Origin of the sequence: Collinsella aerofaciens (assembly GCF_040926405.1) — a bacterium.
Lineage (GTDB): Bacteria > Actinomycetota > Coriobacteriia > Coriobacteriales > Coriobacteriaceae > Collinsella.
In genome coordinates this window covers 54,188-68,085 of the sequence record NZ_JBCOIG010000006.1, presented here as the reverse complement: position 1 = coordinate 68,085, position 13,898 = coordinate 54,188, and the positions used below count along the sequence as shown (strand labels likewise).

At 59.5% G+C, this 13,898-nt stretch carries 18 protein-coding genes and 1 pseudogene; 17 read left to right on the top strand and 2 right to left on the bottom strand.

The features are described from left to right. The first annotated feature begins 112 nt into the window (after nt 1-112). The 17 genes and pseudogenes from AB5758_RS03855 to AB5758_RS03775 all read left to right on the top strand — a co-directional run bounded on the left by AB5758_RS03855 (nt 113) and on the right by AB5758_RS03775 (nt 11,810). Nucleotides 113-1,276, top strand: a complete 1,164-nt coding sequence (locus AB5758_RS03855; protein WP_368155383.1) for a PTS sugar transporter subunit IIC — start codon at nt 113-115, stop codon at nt 1,274-1,276. 150 nt (nt 1,277-1,426) lie between these two features. Beyond that, on the top strand, nt 1,427-2,581 hold the full coding sequence (locus tag AB5758_RS03850; RefSeq protein WP_229025915.1) for a cation diffusion facilitator family transporter: 1,155 nt from the start codon (nt 1,427-1,429) through the stop codon (nt 2,579-2,581). 39 nt (nt 2,582-2,620) lie between these two features. Beyond that, on the top strand, nt 2,621-3,247 hold the full coding sequence (locus tag AB5758_RS03845) for a histidine phosphatase family protein (protein WP_138374780.1): 627 nt from the start codon (nt 2,621-2,623) through the stop codon (nt 3,245-3,247). A 448-nt stretch (nt 3,248-3,695) separates the two neighbouring features. Further along, entirely contained in the window at nt 3,696-4,316 is a 621-nt protein-coding gene (gene rplC, locus AB5758_RS03840; RefSeq protein WP_035137484.1) for a 50S ribosomal protein L3, read from the top strand. A 46-nt stretch (nt 4,317-4,362) separates the two neighbouring features. Continuing rightward, nucleotides 4,363-4,989 carry a 50S ribosomal protein L4 gene (gene rplD, locus AB5758_RS03835; RefSeq protein WP_368141258.1) on the top strand — a complete coding sequence of 209 codons (627 nt, stop codon included), beginning with the start codon at nt 4,363-4,365 and terminating at the stop codon, nt 4,987-4,989. After that, nucleotides 4,990-5,277: a 50S ribosomal protein L23 gene (gene rplW, locus AB5758_RS03830; RefSeq protein WP_022094197.1), complete on the top strand. Its 288-nt coding sequence runs from the start codon at nt 4,990-4,992 to the stop codon at nt 5,275-5,277. 179 nt (nt 5,278-5,456) lie between these two features. Continuing rightward, on the top strand, nt 5,457-6,287 hold the full coding sequence (rplB, locus tag AB5758_RS03825) for a 50S ribosomal protein L2 (RefSeq protein WP_022094198.1): 831 nt from the start codon (nt 5,457-5,459) through the stop codon (nt 6,285-6,287). A gap of 32 nt (nt 6,288-6,319) precedes the next feature. Then, a complete protein-coding gene (gene rpsS, locus AB5758_RS03820; RefSeq protein WP_006235035.1) occupies nt 6,320-6,580 on the top strand; it encodes a 30S ribosomal protein S19 in 261 nt (86 codons plus the stop codon). A gap of 14 nt (nt 6,581-6,594) precedes the next feature. After that, the gene (rplV, locus tag AB5758_RS03815) at nt 6,595-6,966 is read left to right on the top strand and encodes a 50S ribosomal protein L22 (RefSeq protein ID WP_006235036.1); all 372 of its coding nucleotides are present in this window, start codon (nt 6,595-6,597) and stop codon (nt 6,964-6,966) included. A gap of 6 nt (nt 6,967-6,972) precedes the next feature. Then, nucleotides 6,973-7,683 carry a 30S ribosomal protein S3 gene (rpsC, locus tag AB5758_RS03810; RefSeq protein ID WP_138374781.1) on the top strand — a complete coding sequence of 237 codons (711 nt, stop codon included), beginning with the start codon at nt 6,973-6,975 and terminating at the stop codon, nt 7,681-7,683. Continuing rightward, nucleotides 7,683-8,099: pseudogene (rplP, locus tag AB5758_RS03805) on the top strand (50S ribosomal protein L16); the annotation flags it as partial. The gene rpsC and the pseudogene rplP, both read left to right, overlap by 1 nt. A gap of 86 nt (nt 8,100-8,185) precedes the next feature. Continuing rightward, on the top strand, nt 8,186-8,401 hold the full coding sequence (rpmC, locus tag AB5758_RS03800; protein ID WP_006235039.1) for a 50S ribosomal protein L29: 216 nt from the start codon (nt 8,186-8,188) through the stop codon (nt 8,399-8,401). Nucleotides 8,402-8,417: 16 nt separating this feature from the next. Continuing rightward, nucleotides 8,418-8,678, top strand: coding sequence for a 30S ribosomal protein S17 (gene rpsQ, locus AB5758_RS03795; protein WP_006235040.1), 261 nt, complete (start codon nt 8,418-8,420; stop codon nt 8,676-8,678). 118 nt (nt 8,679-8,796) lie between these two features. Then, nucleotides 8,797-9,165 carry a 50S ribosomal protein L14 gene (gene rplN, locus AB5758_RS03790; protein ID WP_006235041.1) on the top strand — a complete coding sequence of 123 codons (369 nt, stop codon included), beginning with the start codon at nt 8,797-8,799 and terminating at the stop codon, nt 9,163-9,165. 13 nt (nt 9,166-9,178) lie between these two features. Continuing rightward, nucleotides 9,179-9,484 (top strand): 50S ribosomal protein L24, encoded by a 306-nt coding sequence (gene rplX / locus AB5758_RS03785; RefSeq protein WP_006235043.1) that lies wholly within the window; start codon nt 9,179-9,181, stop codon nt 9,482-9,484. A 496-nt stretch (nt 9,485-9,980) separates the two neighbouring features. Beyond that, complete coding sequence (locus AB5758_RS03780) at nt 9,981-11,060, top strand: Gfo/Idh/MocA family protein (protein WP_195245976.1); 1,080 nt, start codon at nt 9,981-9,983, stop codon at nt 11,058-11,060. Between the two features lie 3 nt (nt 11,061-11,063). Beyond that, nucleotides 11,064-11,810, top strand: coding sequence for a DeoR/GlpR family DNA-binding transcription regulator (locus tag AB5758_RS03775; RefSeq protein WP_195245977.1), 747 nt, complete (start codon nt 11,064-11,066; stop codon nt 11,808-11,810). A gap of 377 nt (nt 11,811-12,187) precedes the next feature. Here AB5758_RS03775 and AB5758_RS03770 read toward each other — a convergent pair whose 3' ends face one another. Further along, complete coding sequence (locus tag AB5758_RS03770) at nt 12,188-12,847, bottom strand: RluA family pseudouridine synthase (protein WP_233509079.1); 660 nt, start codon at nt 12,845-12,847, stop codon at nt 12,188-12,190. Between the two features lie 15 nt (nt 12,848-12,862). Next, the coding region (locus AB5758_RS03765; RefSeq protein WP_368155382.1) for a U32 family peptidase at nt 12,863-13,898 on the bottom strand (1,036 nt) is incomplete at its 5' end.

Here is a 13,898-nt window from a genome sequence, read left to right as displayed (position 1 = left end):
GGTCGATACCGCACGATGTGACAAAGGGACAGCCCGCATGTCATATTGGGAAAGGCGTTCCATGCTACAAGTTTCTAACACCTCGTTTACAACGTCGGTTTCATCAAACGCCATGGCCGTGGTGGACTATCTGTCCAAAAGCATGATGTCGGCGCTGCCGTTTATTGTCTGCGCGGCGTTGTTCCGCACCGTCGCTGTCATTATGGGCGAAGGCATGCTGGGCCTGTGGTCTGCCGATTCCGATATCTATCGCCTGTTCTACAGTTGGCTCTATAACGCCGGCTACTACTTTTTGCCCATTTATCTTGGTTGGGCGGCCGCCCGCCAGCTCGGTTGCTCGGAGCAGCTGGGCATGATGCTGGGCGGCGTATTGATTGCACCCGATTTACTCAAGCTTGTCGATGCCGCATCGACGACGGGGGCATCGATGACTTCCGTGTATGGTCTGCTTCCTGCGCCGGTCAACGATTACACGACGACTGTTATTCCGGTTCTCATCTCGGTGCCCGTGCTATGGCGAGTGGAGTGTTTCTTTAAGCGCGTTATCCCTAAGGCCGTGGCGTTTTCGTTTGTTCCGTTTGCGACCTTGCTTGTCATGGTTCCGGTTTCGCTGTGCATTACGGCGCCGGCGGGCAGCTATCTGGGCATGCTGTTGGGCCAGCTTATGTTTATGCTTGGCAATTCCGGTGGCATTGTGTCGCTGCTCACGCTCATGGGGCTTGCCGCAGGCTGGGAGTTCCTAAAGATCGCGGGCGTCAGCAACGTCGTCCTATCGCTCGCCTATGCGCAGTTTATGAGTGTGGGAACGGATTCGTGCATCCTGATCGCCGCGACGATGGCAACGTTCGCCGTTTGGGGCATGCCCTTTGGCGCGTCGCTTCGCGTTGCGGATAAGGACGAGAAGGCGCTCATGCTGGGCTATTCGATCTCGGGTGTGCTTGGTGGCGTAAGCGAGCCGGCGCTGTACGGTTGCGGCTTTAAATATGGCAGGTGCCTGACGTGCATGGCCATTGGCGGCGCCGTCGGAGGCCTTGTTGCGGCCGTGGGCCACGTTACGGCCTATACCATCGGCATGACGAATGTCCTCATGGTCATTGGCTTTGCCACGGGCGGCATCTCGAACCTGCTGTGGTGCTGCGCTGCCGGTGGTGTAGCATTCGCGATGTCTGCGGCGCTGAGCTACTGCTTTGGTGTGGTGCCGACGAAGGGGCAGACGACGGGGGACGGAGCCGATTCGTCCGAAACAGTGGCGAGCGCTGCTGAGGTAAGCGCATAAACCTGTGCGACAAAAGGACGATTCCTTTGTCACATTCCAAGGCCGTGGCCCGTGTGGGCTGCGGCCTTTTTGTATCTTGAGGACAAAGTGGCTACACTACAATCCGTTTGAGCAATAGATATATAGGTAGTACCGTGGGGGCGGATGCAGATGGTCGAGTGGATAGTTAAGCGCGCGCAGGGCGATCGTGCGCGTGTGGGCACGTTAGCGGGCATGGTGTGTATTGTCGCCAATGTGGCGCTTTGTGCTGCGAAGGGCGCAATTGGTGTGCTGTCGGGATCGGTTTCGATCGTGGCGGATGCCATGAACAACCTGTCCGATGCTAGTTCGAATATCGTGAGCGTGCTGGGCTTTAAGCTGGCGAGCAAGCCGGCCGACCCCGAGCATCCTTACGGCCACGGTCGCTATGAGTATCTCTCGGGATTGGTCGTGGCGGCGCTCGTGCTGCTGATTGGCGTTGAGCTGGTGAAGTCCTCGGTTGAGCGCGTCATCCACCCCGAACCTGTCGAGTTCTCGCTTGCCCTGGTGGCAGTTCTAGCGCTTTCGATGGTCGTAAAGCTCTGGATGGCGGCCCTCAACCAAAAGCTCGGCGATCGCATTGAGTCCGAGACGCTGCATGCGACCGCGCAAGATTCCAAGAACGATGTTCTTGCCACGGGCGCCGTGCTAGCGTGCGCAATTGTTTCGCAGATGACGCACATCAATCTTGACGCATGGGTCGGCCTTGCCGTTGGCGCCTATATTGGCTGGAGCGGTTTTGAACTCATCCAGGATACGGTGAGCCCGCTTTTGGGCCAGACGCCCGATCCTAAGTTGGTCAAGCACATTCGAGACAAGATCATGAGCTACCCCGGCGTTTTGGGCGTTCACGATTTGATGGTTCACGATTACGGTCCGGGCAGGAAGTTTGCAAGCGCACATGCCGAGATGGCGGCCGAGGCCAGCCCGCTGGAAAGTCACGACACGCTCGATAACATCGAGCAGGCGTTTAGGGACGAGGACGGCATGATCGTCACGCTCCATTACGATCCCATCGTGACCGACGATCCAAAGGTGGCGAGCATGCGTTTACGCATTAACGCCATGGCCCAACAGATCGATAGCCGCCTTTCGATTCACGATCTGCGCTGTGTGCCGGGTCCTACGCACACCAACGTGATCTTTGACTGCGTGCGTCCCTCGGATATGGGCATGGACGCCGAGGACCTGAAGCACGCGTTGGCCCAGAGGGTCGAATCGGAATACCCCAAGTCGATTGCCAAGATTACGATCGACGAAGACTACGTAGGACATACCCACGAGTAGGGCTGTGCCGGCAAAGCAAGTTATACAGAAGGGGAGAGCATGAAGCGTCTATATCTACTCCGCCACGGCCAGACGGAATTCAACGTCAAAAAGCTGGTCCAGGGCCGCTGCGACTCACCGCTCACCGACTTAGGCCGTCAGCAAGCCGGGATGGCAGCTACATGGATCAAATCTCACAACGTCGTTCCCGACAAAGTGGTCTCTTCACCCTTAGGCCGAGCCATGGACACAGCTCGGCTCGTCGCAACCGAACTCCTTGGCCCGGACGCAGCAGTCGAGCCCTGCGAAGGCATCATTGAGCGCTGCTACGGCACCTTCGAAGAAGGCCCCCACGACGCATTGCCTACCGACGTCTGGGATCCGGGTGAGGATTTGGTCCCCTTTGGAGGAGAAGGGAACCGCGCGCTGCAAGAACGCATGGTAGGCACCCTCACCAATCTCATGGGAGCCGAGGGCATCGAAACCCTCCTAGCAGTAAGCCACGGCAGCGCCAGCCGCCAATTCATCAAGGCTGCAGCCCCAGAGGGCTTCGAGCTCCCAACAAAACTCCCCAACTGCGCCATCATGATCTTCGATTTTGACGAGGAAAAACTACAAGCAGAGGGCGAGCCAATGCAATGCAAGTTCACTCTCCAGCAAATAGTGGACCCCCAACAAAGAAATTAGCTGAGCGAGCAGAGTTAAGCAGACATCAACGTGTCGTCTCCCGAGCTTGGCAGAGGGGCGGCGAAATATATTAAGTTTGTCGCGAGTTCCGCACGCAAAGGAAAGCACTTAATGTGCTTTCCGTCTTGCGCAGGACTGTAGAGCAGCAAACTTAATATATTTCGCCGCCCCTCTGCCAAGCCCAGGCGACTCCACGCACTTTACCTGCGTAAACAATGTGAGTGAAATATGAATCTCGATGGATACGCCCGCAGCCGTGTATACTAAACAACTGTGTGTAACCAGGGGAGTATTCTGGCTGGACAAAATGCCTGCTTAATAGGGTTGTCAGGTAGTCCGGACGCAATACAAGGCTGGGGAGCACGTCGTGTAAGTAGTGGTCCTCTAGGGGCGTACGCTCGGTGGTGTACGCATTGTCCCAAGACCACGCGAGAGTTGGGATCATATCTTGATCAGCATGATTCTCGGCCGCAAGATTGGCATGACCCAGGTTTGGGACGAGGACGACAACGTCGTTCCCGTCACGGTCATCCAGGCTGGCCCCTGCGCTGTCTCGCAGGTTAAAACTCAGGCAACCGACGGCTATGACGCCGTCCAGATCGGTTTCGGCGACATCAAGGCCAAGAACGTGAACAAGCCCATGGCTGGTCACTTCGCCAAGGCTGGCGTCGAGCCTGTCCGTTTCCTTCGTGAGGTCCGCGTCGAGAACGGCGAGGAGCACAAGGTCGGCGAGGTCGTCACCGTCGCTGATTTCGCTGATGTCGAGAAGGTCGACGTCATCGGTACCTCCAAGGGTAAGGGCTTCCAGGGTCGCATCAAGCGCTGGGGTCAGCGCCGCGGTCCTATGACGCATGGTTCTCACTTCCAGCGTCACCCCGGTTCTATCGGTCAGTGCGCCTATCCTGCGCGCGTCCTCAAGGGCGTCAAGATGGCCGGTCACATGGGTAACGAGCGCGTTACCGTCAAGAACCTTTCCGTTGTCCGCATCGATGCCGAGCAGAACCTCATCTTGGTCAAGGGCGCTGTCCCGGGTGCCAAGAATGGTCTCGTCGCCATCCGTATGGCCTAAGGGCCCAGCCCATTTAGCCCAGCGTCATACCAAGGAGAACACTTAAATGGCAAAGTTTGAAGTAAAGAACAGCGAGGGCAAGAAGGTCGCCGAGGCCGAGCTCGCCGCTGAGGTGTACGGCATCGAGCCGAACATCCACGTTATGCACCACATCGTCAAGTGCCAGATGGCCTCTTGGCGTCAGGGCACCCAGTCCGCTAAGGGCCGCTCTGAGGTTTCCGGTGGCGGCAAGAAGCCTTGGCGTCAGAAGGGCACCGGCCGTGCCCGCCAGGGTTCCATCCGTGCTGCCCAGTGGCGTCACGGTGGCGTTGTCTTCGCCCCCAAGCCCCGTTCTTACGCTAAGCGTATGAACAACAAGGAGGTCAAGCTGGCTATGCGCTCCGCGCTGTCCGCCAAGCTGGCCGATGGCGAGCTCGTGCTCGTCGACGACTACGGCTTCGAGAAGCCTTCCACCAAGGCTGCCGTCGCCATGCTCAAGGCTCTCGGCCTTGAGCGCAAGCGTCTGACCATCATCGTTCGCGATGAGGACGTCAACGCCTACCTGTCGTTCCGCAACATTCCCAAGACGTTCATCATCACTGCCGACGAGGCCAACACCTACGATCTCGTCAACAACAACGCTGTGCTGATGCCCGCCGACATCGCCGCTCACTTCGGGGAGGTGCTTGCATAAATGACCGCCCACGAGATCATCATCCGTCCGATCGTGTCCGAGCGTTCCTTCTCCGGCATGGAGCTGAACAAGTACACGTTCGAGGTCGCCAAGGATGCTAACAAGTATCAGATCAAGGACGCTGTCGAGGAGATCTTCGGCGTCAAGGTCGTTCGCGTGAACACCCTGACGGTCAAGCCCAAGACCAAGCGCGTGCGCTATGTCGCCGGCAAGACCCGTTCTTGGAAGAAGGCCATCGTCACGCTGGCCGAGGGCGACACCATCGAGGTCTTTGGCAACCAGGCCTAAGACTCGCTGCTGTTGAGTGAGCTCATGCCTCCCAAATAGGGGAGGCGAGAGCTCAAGGTTTTGGGCGTATAAAATGGACACGCCCGGAACCGTGTATACGTCCGGTGTCATCGCACCCGAGGCAGAACCTCGAATCCCTGTCTGCGATGGCTAACGGATTCCTATTGAAAGGGATTGTAATGGCTGTAAAGCACCTTAAGCCGACCTCCGCTGGTAGGCGTTGGCAGACGATCTCCGATTTCTCCGAGATCACCTGCACCAAGCCCGAGAAGTCTCTTCTCGAGCCCCTGCCCAAGAAGGCCGGTCGTAACAACAACGGCCGTATCACCACCCGCCACCAGGGCGGCGGCGTGAAGCGTCGTTACCGCGTGATCGACTTCAAGCGCAACAAGGACGGCGTGCCCGCCAAGGTTGCCACGATCGAGTACGATCCGAACCGTTCCGCTCGCATCGCTCTGCTGCACTACGCTGACGGTGAGAAGCGCTACATCCTGGCCCCCAAGGGCCTCGAGGTCGGTCAGACCATCATGTCCGGTTCTGACGCCGACATCAAGCCGGGCAACGCTCTGCCCCTCGCCGACATCCCCGTCGGTACGCTCATCCACGCCGTCGAGTTCCAGCCGGGCAAGGGCGCTGCTATCGCCCGTTCCGCCGGTAACTCCTGCCAGCTGATGGGTAAGGAGGGCAAGTACGCTATCGTCCGTATGCCTTCCTCCGAGATGCGCCGCATCCTCGTTACCTGCCGCGCCACCGTCGGTGAGGTCGGCAACGCCGATCACTCCAACATCGTCATCGGCAAGGCCGGCCGTAAGCGTCACATGAACGTGCGCCCGACCGTCCGCGGTACCGTCATGAACCCTGTCGACCACCCGCACGGCGGTGGCGAGGGCAAGAACCACACCTCTGGTCGTCCCTCCGTTACCCCCTGGGGTAAGCCGACGAAGGGCCTTCGTACGCGCAAGAAGAAGAAGGTCTCGAACCAGCACATCATTCGTCGCCGTAAGAAGTAATTTCGGATACCGAGTTTTAGGAGAAAGCACTTATGAGCAGAAGTCTCAAAAAGGGCCCGTTCGTGGAGACTCGCCTTCTCTCGCGTATCACCGCGATGAACGAGGCTGGCAAGAAGGACGTCGTGAAGACCTGGTCCCGCGCGTCCACCATCTTCCCCGAGATGGTTGGTCACACCATCGCCGTCCACGACGGCCGCAAGCATGTGCCCGTGTATGTTACCGAGTCCATGGTTGGTCACAAGCTCGGCGAGTTCGCGCCGACTCGTACGTTCCGTGGCCACAAGGCCAAATAGGGGGTTAACCGTAAATGGCAACTAAGTCTATTGAAACTGAGGCCACCGAGGTTCGCGCCGTCGCTAAGTACGTGCGTGTTTCCCCCAGCAAGGCCCGCCTGGTGGTCGATCTGATCCGCCGCAAGCCTGTCGCTCAGGCCTTCGACATCCTCCACTTCTGCGACCGCGCCGTCGCCGTGGATGTCGAGAAGGTTCTCCGTTCCGCCGTTGCGAACGCCGAGAACAACAACGGTCTGCGTGCCGACAACCTGGTTGTCGCCGCTGCCTATGTTGACGAGGGTCCGACGCTTAAGCGCATCCGTCCCCGCGCCAAGGGTTCCGCTTCTCGCATTCTGAAGCGTACTTCCCACATCACCGTCGTCGTTGCTCCTCGAAAGGAGGCGTAAAGCTGTATGGGTCAGAAAGTCTACCCCACCGGCTTCCGTCTTGGCATTACCGAGAACTGGCGCTCCCGCTGGTTCGCAGAGAAGGATTACGCTAAGACCCTCGGTAACGATCTCGAGATTCGCAAGTACCTCGAGAAGCGTCTTTCCCGCGCAGCTGTCTCCCGCGTCGAGATCGAGCGCGCTGGCGACAAGGTGAAGGTCATCATCCTCACCGCTCGCCCCGGCGTTGTCATCGGTAAGAAGGGTGCCGAGATCGATACTCTCCGTACCGAGCTCGAGAAGGTCGCTGGCGTCTCCAAGGGCCAGCTCTCCGTCGACGTTGTCGAGGTCAAGCGCCCCGAGCTCGACGCCAACCTCGTTGCTCAGTCTATCGCCGAGCAGCTCGAGGGCCGCGTTGCCTTCCGTCGCGCTATGCGCAAGGCTGTCCAGTCTGCCCGCAAGGCCGGCGCTAAGGGCATCCGTATCCAGTGCTCCGGTCGTCTCGGCGGTGCCGAGATGGGCCGTCGTGAGTGGTACCGCGAGGGTCGCGTGCCTCTGCACACCCTCCGTGCCAAGATCGACTACGGCACGGCTGTCGCCAGCACCACTATGGGCGCTTGCGGCGTGAAGGTCTGGATCTACCTAGGCGAGAAGCTCCCGGGCCAGCCTGTTCCCAACCCTGCACTCGAGGGCTCTTCCCGTCCTCGTCGTCGTAACTCCGAGAGGAGGGGTCAGTAGTGCTTGCCCCTAAGCGTATTCTTCACCGCAAGGTGCAGCGTGGCTCCATGAAGGGCCAGGCCAAGGGTAATACCGAGCTGCATTTCGGCGAGTTTGGTATCCAGGCTCTCGAGGCCCATTGGATCACCAACCGTCAGATCGAGGCCGCTCGTATTGCCATGACCCGCTACATGAAGCGTGGCGGTCGTGTCTACATCACGATCTTCCCCGATAAGCCCATCACCAAGAAGCCTGCCGAGACTCGCATGGGTTCTGGTAAGGGTAACCCCGAGGAGTGGGTGGCCGTCGTCAAGCCCGGCCGCATCATGTTCGAGGTCAAGGGCGTGCCCGAGGAGGTCGCTCGCGAGGCTCTGCGTCTTGCACAGCACAAGCTTCCCATCAAGACCAAGATTGTTGCTGCTAAGAACGCTGAGCAGCGCATCGAGAAGGAGATGGCTGAGGAGGCCGCTCTCGAGGCCAAGTGGGCTGCTGAGGACGCCGCCGCCGCCAAGGAGGAGAACTAATGAAGCCCGCAGAGATTCGTGAGCTCTCGGACGCTCAGCTCGTTGAGAAGCTGAAGGAAATGCGCGCCGAGCTCTTTAACCTTCGTTTCCAGATGGCCACCAGCCAGCTGGACAACACCGCTCGCGTCAACACCGTGAAGAAGGACATTGCTCGCGTCCTCACGGAGCAGCGCGCCCGCGAGATCGCAGCGGAGAAGTCCGCTGTCGCCGAGTAGGACCTAAGGAGAGAACATGACTGATTCGCGTAACTCGCGTAAGGTCCGTACGGGTGTCGTTACCTCCGTCTCCGGTGCCAAGACCATTGTCGTCACCATCACCGAGCGCAAGCGTCACCCCAAGTACGGCAAGATGATGACCAGCTCCAAGAAGCTGCACGCTCACGACGAGGAGTGCACGGCTGGCGTGGGCGATACCGTCCGCGTTATGGAGACCCGTCCTATGTCCAAGATGAAGCGTTGGCGCCTCATCGAGGTCGTCGAGCGCGCTAAATAAGCAGTCGCTCTTACGACTTGTACGTTTCCGAAGATGTGCGTATGCCTGGTTTGCATACCACAGGCCGTCTAAAGGCTGCGCACCTCTCTTCGGTTCTTAGTTCGGAGGAACATCTACCATGATTCAGATGCAAACCATGCTGAACGTCGCCGACAACTCCGGCGCTCGCAAGATTCGCTGCATCAAGGTGCTTGGCGGTTCCAAGCGTCGTTATGCAGGCATCGGCGATGTGTTCATCGGTGCTGTCCAGGAGGCTACCCCTGGCGCCAACGTCAAGAAGAAGGACGTTGTCCGTTGCGTCGTCGTTCGCACCGTTAAGGAGATCCGCCGCAAGGATGGCTCCTACATTCGCTTTGATGAGAACGCCTGCGTTGTCATCAACAACGATGGTTCGCCCGTCGGCACCCGTATCTTCGGGCCCGTCGCTCGCGAGCTTCGTGACAAGAAGTACATGAAGATCGTCTCGCTCGCTCCCGAGACCCTGTAGTTAGGGGAGATATATGTATATCAAGAAGGGCGATAAGGTCCAGGTTCTCTCTGGTAAGGATCGCGGCAAGCAGGGCGTTGTCCTGCGTGCTCTCCCCGCCGAGAACAAGGTCGTTGTCGAGGGCGTTTCGGTCGTCAAGAAGGCCGTCAAGCCCAACGCTGCCAACCAGCAGGGCGGCATCGTTTCGCAGGAGGCTCCCATCGACGCCTCCAACGTCAATCTCGTCTGCCCCGAGTGCGGTAAGGTTACCCGCGTCGGTCACGAGAAGGACGGCAAGAACAAGCTGCGCGTCTGCAAGAAGTGCGGCCACAAGTTCTAAGCTGCCCGCAACATCAAGTTGCTAGCAAAGGCCCGGATGCCCCACGGCATCCGGGCCTTTTTCTATCCCCACTCATTGGGGACAGACTTAAATGAGTGGCCTTGATTGGCAGTCATTGGGGACAGACTTAAATGACTAGTTGATAGGGACGGTCTTTAGATCTGTATATCTGGCCATCTAGGATAGGCTTCAACGAAAGCGGCACCTAGGGACAGTCCTTCGATGTCTGGTGTCCCCAGAGGGGTGAAGTAATACAGCTGGCTCTGTCTTTAGGGCTTTGGTGCTCCGCCCCTATATGTTTCACAAGGATTGTCGCATGCGCATTTACGCGCAGAGTCTTGCGCGATGATTCGCATGGCCGCGCAAATATCTGCTAACTATGGCTAAATAATGACCGACAAGCAAATAAACACGCAAATACGAGCAAATGCGCGCGCATTTGTGCGAATATAGGGCTGTTGGAAATGAAGAACTTCCGATGATTCAGGAGGCACATATGGCAGATTCCAAACAGGCTCCGCTCGACGCCGAGGCAGCCGCAAAGGCGGCGTTTGCCTCGGTCCAGGATCAGCCGTTCCCCGATGATATCTTTACGGCCCCCGAGCTCCGCTGGGCCGTGATCGGGTGCGGCGTTATCGCCAACCAAATGGCCCAGTCCCTCGCTCTGGCCGGCCGCAAGCTCGCGGGTGTCGCCAACCGTACGCTGTCCAAGGCCCAGGCTTTTGCCGAGCAGTATGGCGTCGAGAAGGTGTACGAGACGATTGAGGACCTCTACGCCGATCCAGACATCGATGCCGTCTATATCACCACGCCGCACAACACGCATATCACCTATCTGCGTGCCGCGCTGGCCGCCGGCAAGCACGTGCTCTGCGAAAAGGCCATTACCCTCAACTCCGCCGAGCTCGACGAGGCCCGTGCCATCGCCGACGAGCATAACGTGGTCCTTATGGACGCCACCACGGTGCTTCACATGCCGCTGTATCAGGAGCTGCGCCGTCGCATGGATGCTGGCGAGTTCGGCCGCATGAATCTCGCTCAGCTCAACTTTGGCAGCTATAAGGAGTACGGCGACCTGACCAACCGCTTCTACAACCGTAGCCTTGCCGGCGGCGCCATGCTCGACATTGGCGTGTATGCCCTGTCCGTCATGCGCCTGTTTATGGCCAGCCAGCCAGCCGAGGTCGTGTCTCTGGGCAATACCTGCGAGACTGGCGTTGACGTCGCGGGTGGCATTGTCTGCCGTAATGCTGAGCAGCAGCTGGGCGTCGTGAGCCTTACGCTCCACTCCAAACAGCCCAAGCGCTCGGTCATCAGTTTCGATAAGTGCTATATCGAGGTCAACGATTATCCGCGCGCCGACCATGCAACCATCGTGTGGACTGCAGACGGTCACCGTGAGGAGGTCCACGCTGGCACCGAGGCATACGCTCTGTGCTACGAGATGGCCGACCTGGAGAAGGCCGTTGCCGGCGATGATTCGAAGCGCGAGCTTCTGGGCTATGCTTCCGATGTTATGGAGCTTATGACCAAGCTCCGCGCCGATTGGGGAGTCGTGTACCCCGAGGAGGAGTAAGCGATGCTTGCGGAAGATAGGCTCAACGCGATTGTGTCGATGGTACAGCAGACCGGCTCGGTCACCGTACCGGAACTTGCCGAAGCCCTGGGCGTGACACCGTCCACCATTCGCCGTGACTTGCAAACGCTCGACCGCGCGCACCGTATCGCCAAGGTGCACGGAGGCGCGACAAGTCTGGAGCGCGCGCACGTGACGCGCGACCTAACGCTCAATGAGCGCAGCGATCTCCATAATGATGACAAGGAGCGCATCTGCGCCCGTGCGGCGGCGCTTGTGGAGCCCGAGAGCTTTGTGTACATCGATTCAGGTTCGACGACGCTTAGGCTCATCGAGCATCTTCCGCGCCTTGAGGGCGTCACCTATGTGACCGATTCCGTGCTCCATGCTCAGCACCTCGCTCTGCGCGGCATGCGCACCGTGGTGCTGGGCGGCGAGCTCAAGCCCGAGACCGAAGCACTCGTTGGCCCCGATGCCTTGGCAACCCTGGACCGCTATAACTTCAACTGCGGTTTTTGGGGTTCCAATGGCATCGCCGCCGAGCAAGGTCTCACCACACCGGATATCGAGGAAGCGCAGGTCAAGCGTATCTCGATGCGCCATACCGCCAAACGCTTCGTAATCTCGGACGCCAGCAAATTTGGCATGGTGGCGCCCGTCAAGTTTGCGGACTTCCGCGACGCAACGATCATTACCGCAGGTGAGGTCCCCGCCAAGTATCGGGCGATGGATAACGTCATCACGGTCTAGCGACAGGGCAAGGTCAAAACCATTTAGGTTCCTCAATAGAAAAGCGGCAACACCCTCGATGGGCGATGCCGCTTTTGTTGTCTGCCGTTTTGTCTAAATCTGTAACAACTAGACCGTTAAAAGTGGGCTAGGTGTTACAGATTGAGATGCTTCCGAACCTTGCCGTCCCTTTGTCTCGATCTGTAACATCTGGGACCGATTTTGACGAGTTATTGTTACAGATTGAGATTTTCCCTTGAGGGGGATTCGAATGTCTCGATCTGTAACAGATAGACCGGAAAATGGGTTCTAACTGTTACAGATCGAGACGTTTTGGGACCGCGGCTGAGCCATTGGGGCAAAACCACCACGAAGGTGCCTGTCCCCATTGTGGTGGTTTAGGGCTCCCAGGGGCAGGGGGCTTCGATGTGGATGTGCTCGCCGGTTACGGGATGCGTAAAGGACACGCTGTGGGCGTGGAGCATCAGGCCACAGGGGCGCGGCGTTCCGTACAGGTCGTCGCCAACCAGGGGATGACGCTCGCTCGCCAGATGCACGCGGATTTGGTGCTTGCGGCCGGTGAGCAACTCGACATCGATATACGAGCGCGTGGGCAGGCCACGGCGACTCTTAAGACGCTTGAGCACCTTGACGCGCGTCTGAGACGGCTTGCCGCTGGCGCCGACGCGCATCTTGCGGCTGTCGTGACGGTCGCGGGCGATGGGCTTGTCGATGAGCTTTTCGTTCCAGTCGATTTTGCCCTCGGCGAGCGCCAGATAGTGCTTTTCGAAAGCGTGGTCGATCACCATCTGGTCAAAGGCGGGCTGCGTCTGCTTGTCGAGCGAGAACAACACCACGCCGGTGGTGTCGCGGTCCAGGCGGTTGAGCGGCTGCATGTCGGTCGCGGCAAAGCCGTCGCCCATCGCCAGCAGCAGGTCGCTGGCGTAGTCGGTGAGCGTGCGCTCGCCGGTGCCGTCGCCGTGGACGATCATGCCGGCGGGCTTGTCGATGGCCATGAGCCAGGCGTCGCAGTAGAGGACTTGAGGTTCTTCGTTCACGTGTAAGCCTTTCGGTTAGCTGATTCCCGCAAACATGCAGCCCGAGGTCGCCCCGCGCAGACGGGCGGCGGGCTTGCGGCCGGCCTGCGCGGCCTCGACGGCACGACGGACGCGGGCGACGGCACGGCCCACCTCATCCGTCTCGAGCAGCGTTCCGTCCACCATGAGACGACGCACGCCGGCATCGAGCAGCTGAGGAACCTGCGGCGTGAGGTCGATGGGGTAGGCGTCGTACAGGCGAGAGCGGCCATGGATGTCGGTGCGTACGGGCATGACCTTGCCGTCGATATTCTTGAGTGACAGCTTGCGGGCGCGCAGGCGGCAGTTAGCGCAATCGTGGATGCAGCCATTGGCCACCTGCAGGATGCAGTGCTCACTCGTCATAACGCGCGGGCGGCCGAACACAGTGATGCCCAGAGCCGCGGGCGCGGCGGCGCCGAGCGAGACAATCTCGTCGAGCGTGATCTCGGGCGAGAGCCAAAACGCACCGGCTCCGCGCTCGGCAAGCGCCTCCATGCAGGGCGTGTTGTGCACCGGCAGACAAGAGCGAATCTCGGCCGTGGCGCCAACCTGGGCGGCCAGGGCAAGCTCAGAGATGTTGCCAATAGCGACCGTGGCGCCGGCAACAACCCACGGGTCGACGCGTACGTGGTCAACGGCGCGGCAGACCTCGTCGAGCACGGGTACGATGCCCTGCTCAAATGCATCGGCGGGGGAGAGCTCGGCCGCATCGAGCGTGTCGGTGGTCATGTAGATGCGCGTTGCACCCTCGGCGCGAGCGGCCTCGGCGGCCTCGAGCGAGGTGACGGTGGCGCAGATCTGCGGCTCATCGCGGTAGTGCTCGGGCGCGGGGCGGGAATCACTGGTTACAATCGCCGGCAGCTCGAGCGTTTTCGCGCGCTCCTCGTACGGTGCCAGAATGGCCTCTTCCAGCGCCTTACAAGCGGCGGCGCGCACCTTGTGTACGGCAGAAAAGCCCATACCGCAGCCGGCGTCGAGCGAAACGTCAAAGCTTGCGGCCTCAAAGGGAGAGGAGCCCATGCGCCCGACG

What these genes read in the sequence shown, in the direction of transcription:
- AB5758_RS03855 (WP_368155383.1), top strand. Translation starts at nt 113, where the DNA reads ATGGCCGTGGTGGACTATCTGTCCAAAAGCATGATGTCGGCGCTGCCG.
- AB5758_RS03850 (WP_229025915.1), top strand. Translation starts at nt 1,427, where the DNA reads ATGGTCGAGTGGATAGTTAAGCGCGCGCAGGGCGATCGTGCGCGTGTG.
- AB5758_RS03845 (WP_138374780.1), top strand. Translation starts at nt 2,621, where the DNA reads ATGAAGCGTCTATATCTACTCCGCCACGGCCAGACGGAATTCAACGTC.
- rplD (WP_368141258.1), top strand. Translation starts at nt 4,363, where the DNA reads ATGGCAAAGTTTGAAGTAAAGAACAGCGAGGGCAAGAAGGTCGCCGAG.
- rplW (WP_022094197.1), top strand. Translation starts at nt 4,990, where the DNA reads ATGACCGCCCACGAGATCATCATCCGTCCGATCGTGTCCGAGCGTTCC.
- rplB (WP_022094198.1), top strand. Translation starts at nt 5,457, where the DNA reads ATGGCTGTAAAGCACCTTAAGCCGACCTCCGCTGGTAGGCGTTGGCAG.
- rpsS (WP_006235035.1), top strand. Translation starts at nt 6,320, where the DNA reads ATGAGCAGAAGTCTCAAAAAGGGCCCGTTCGTGGAGACTCGCCTTCTC.
- rplV (WP_006235036.1), top strand. Translation starts at nt 6,595, where the DNA reads ATGGCAACTAAGTCTATTGAAACTGAGGCCACCGAGGTTCGCGCCGTC.
- rpsC (WP_138374781.1), top strand. Translation starts at nt 6,973, where the DNA reads ATGGGTCAGAAAGTCTACCCCACCGGCTTCCGTCTTGGCATTACCGAG.
- rpmC (WP_006235039.1), top strand. Translation starts at nt 8,186, where the DNA reads ATGAAGCCCGCAGAGATTCGTGAGCTCTCGGACGCTCAGCTCGTTGAG.
- rpsQ (WP_006235040.1), top strand. Translation starts at nt 8,418, where the DNA reads ATGACTGATTCGCGTAACTCGCGTAAGGTCCGTACGGGTGTCGTTACC.
- rplN (WP_006235041.1), top strand. Translation starts at nt 8,797, where the DNA reads ATGATTCAGATGCAAACCATGCTGAACGTCGCCGACAACTCCGGCGCT.
- rplX (WP_006235043.1), top strand. Translation starts at nt 9,179, where the DNA reads ATGTATATCAAGAAGGGCGATAAGGTCCAGGTTCTCTCTGGTAAGGAT.
- AB5758_RS03780 (WP_195245976.1), top strand. Translation starts at nt 9,981, where the DNA reads ATGGCAGATTCCAAACAGGCTCCGCTCGACGCCGAGGCAGCCGCAAAG.
- AB5758_RS03775 (WP_195245977.1), top strand. Translation starts at nt 11,064, where the DNA reads ATGCTTGCGGAAGATAGGCTCAACGCGATTGTGTCGATGGTACAGCAG.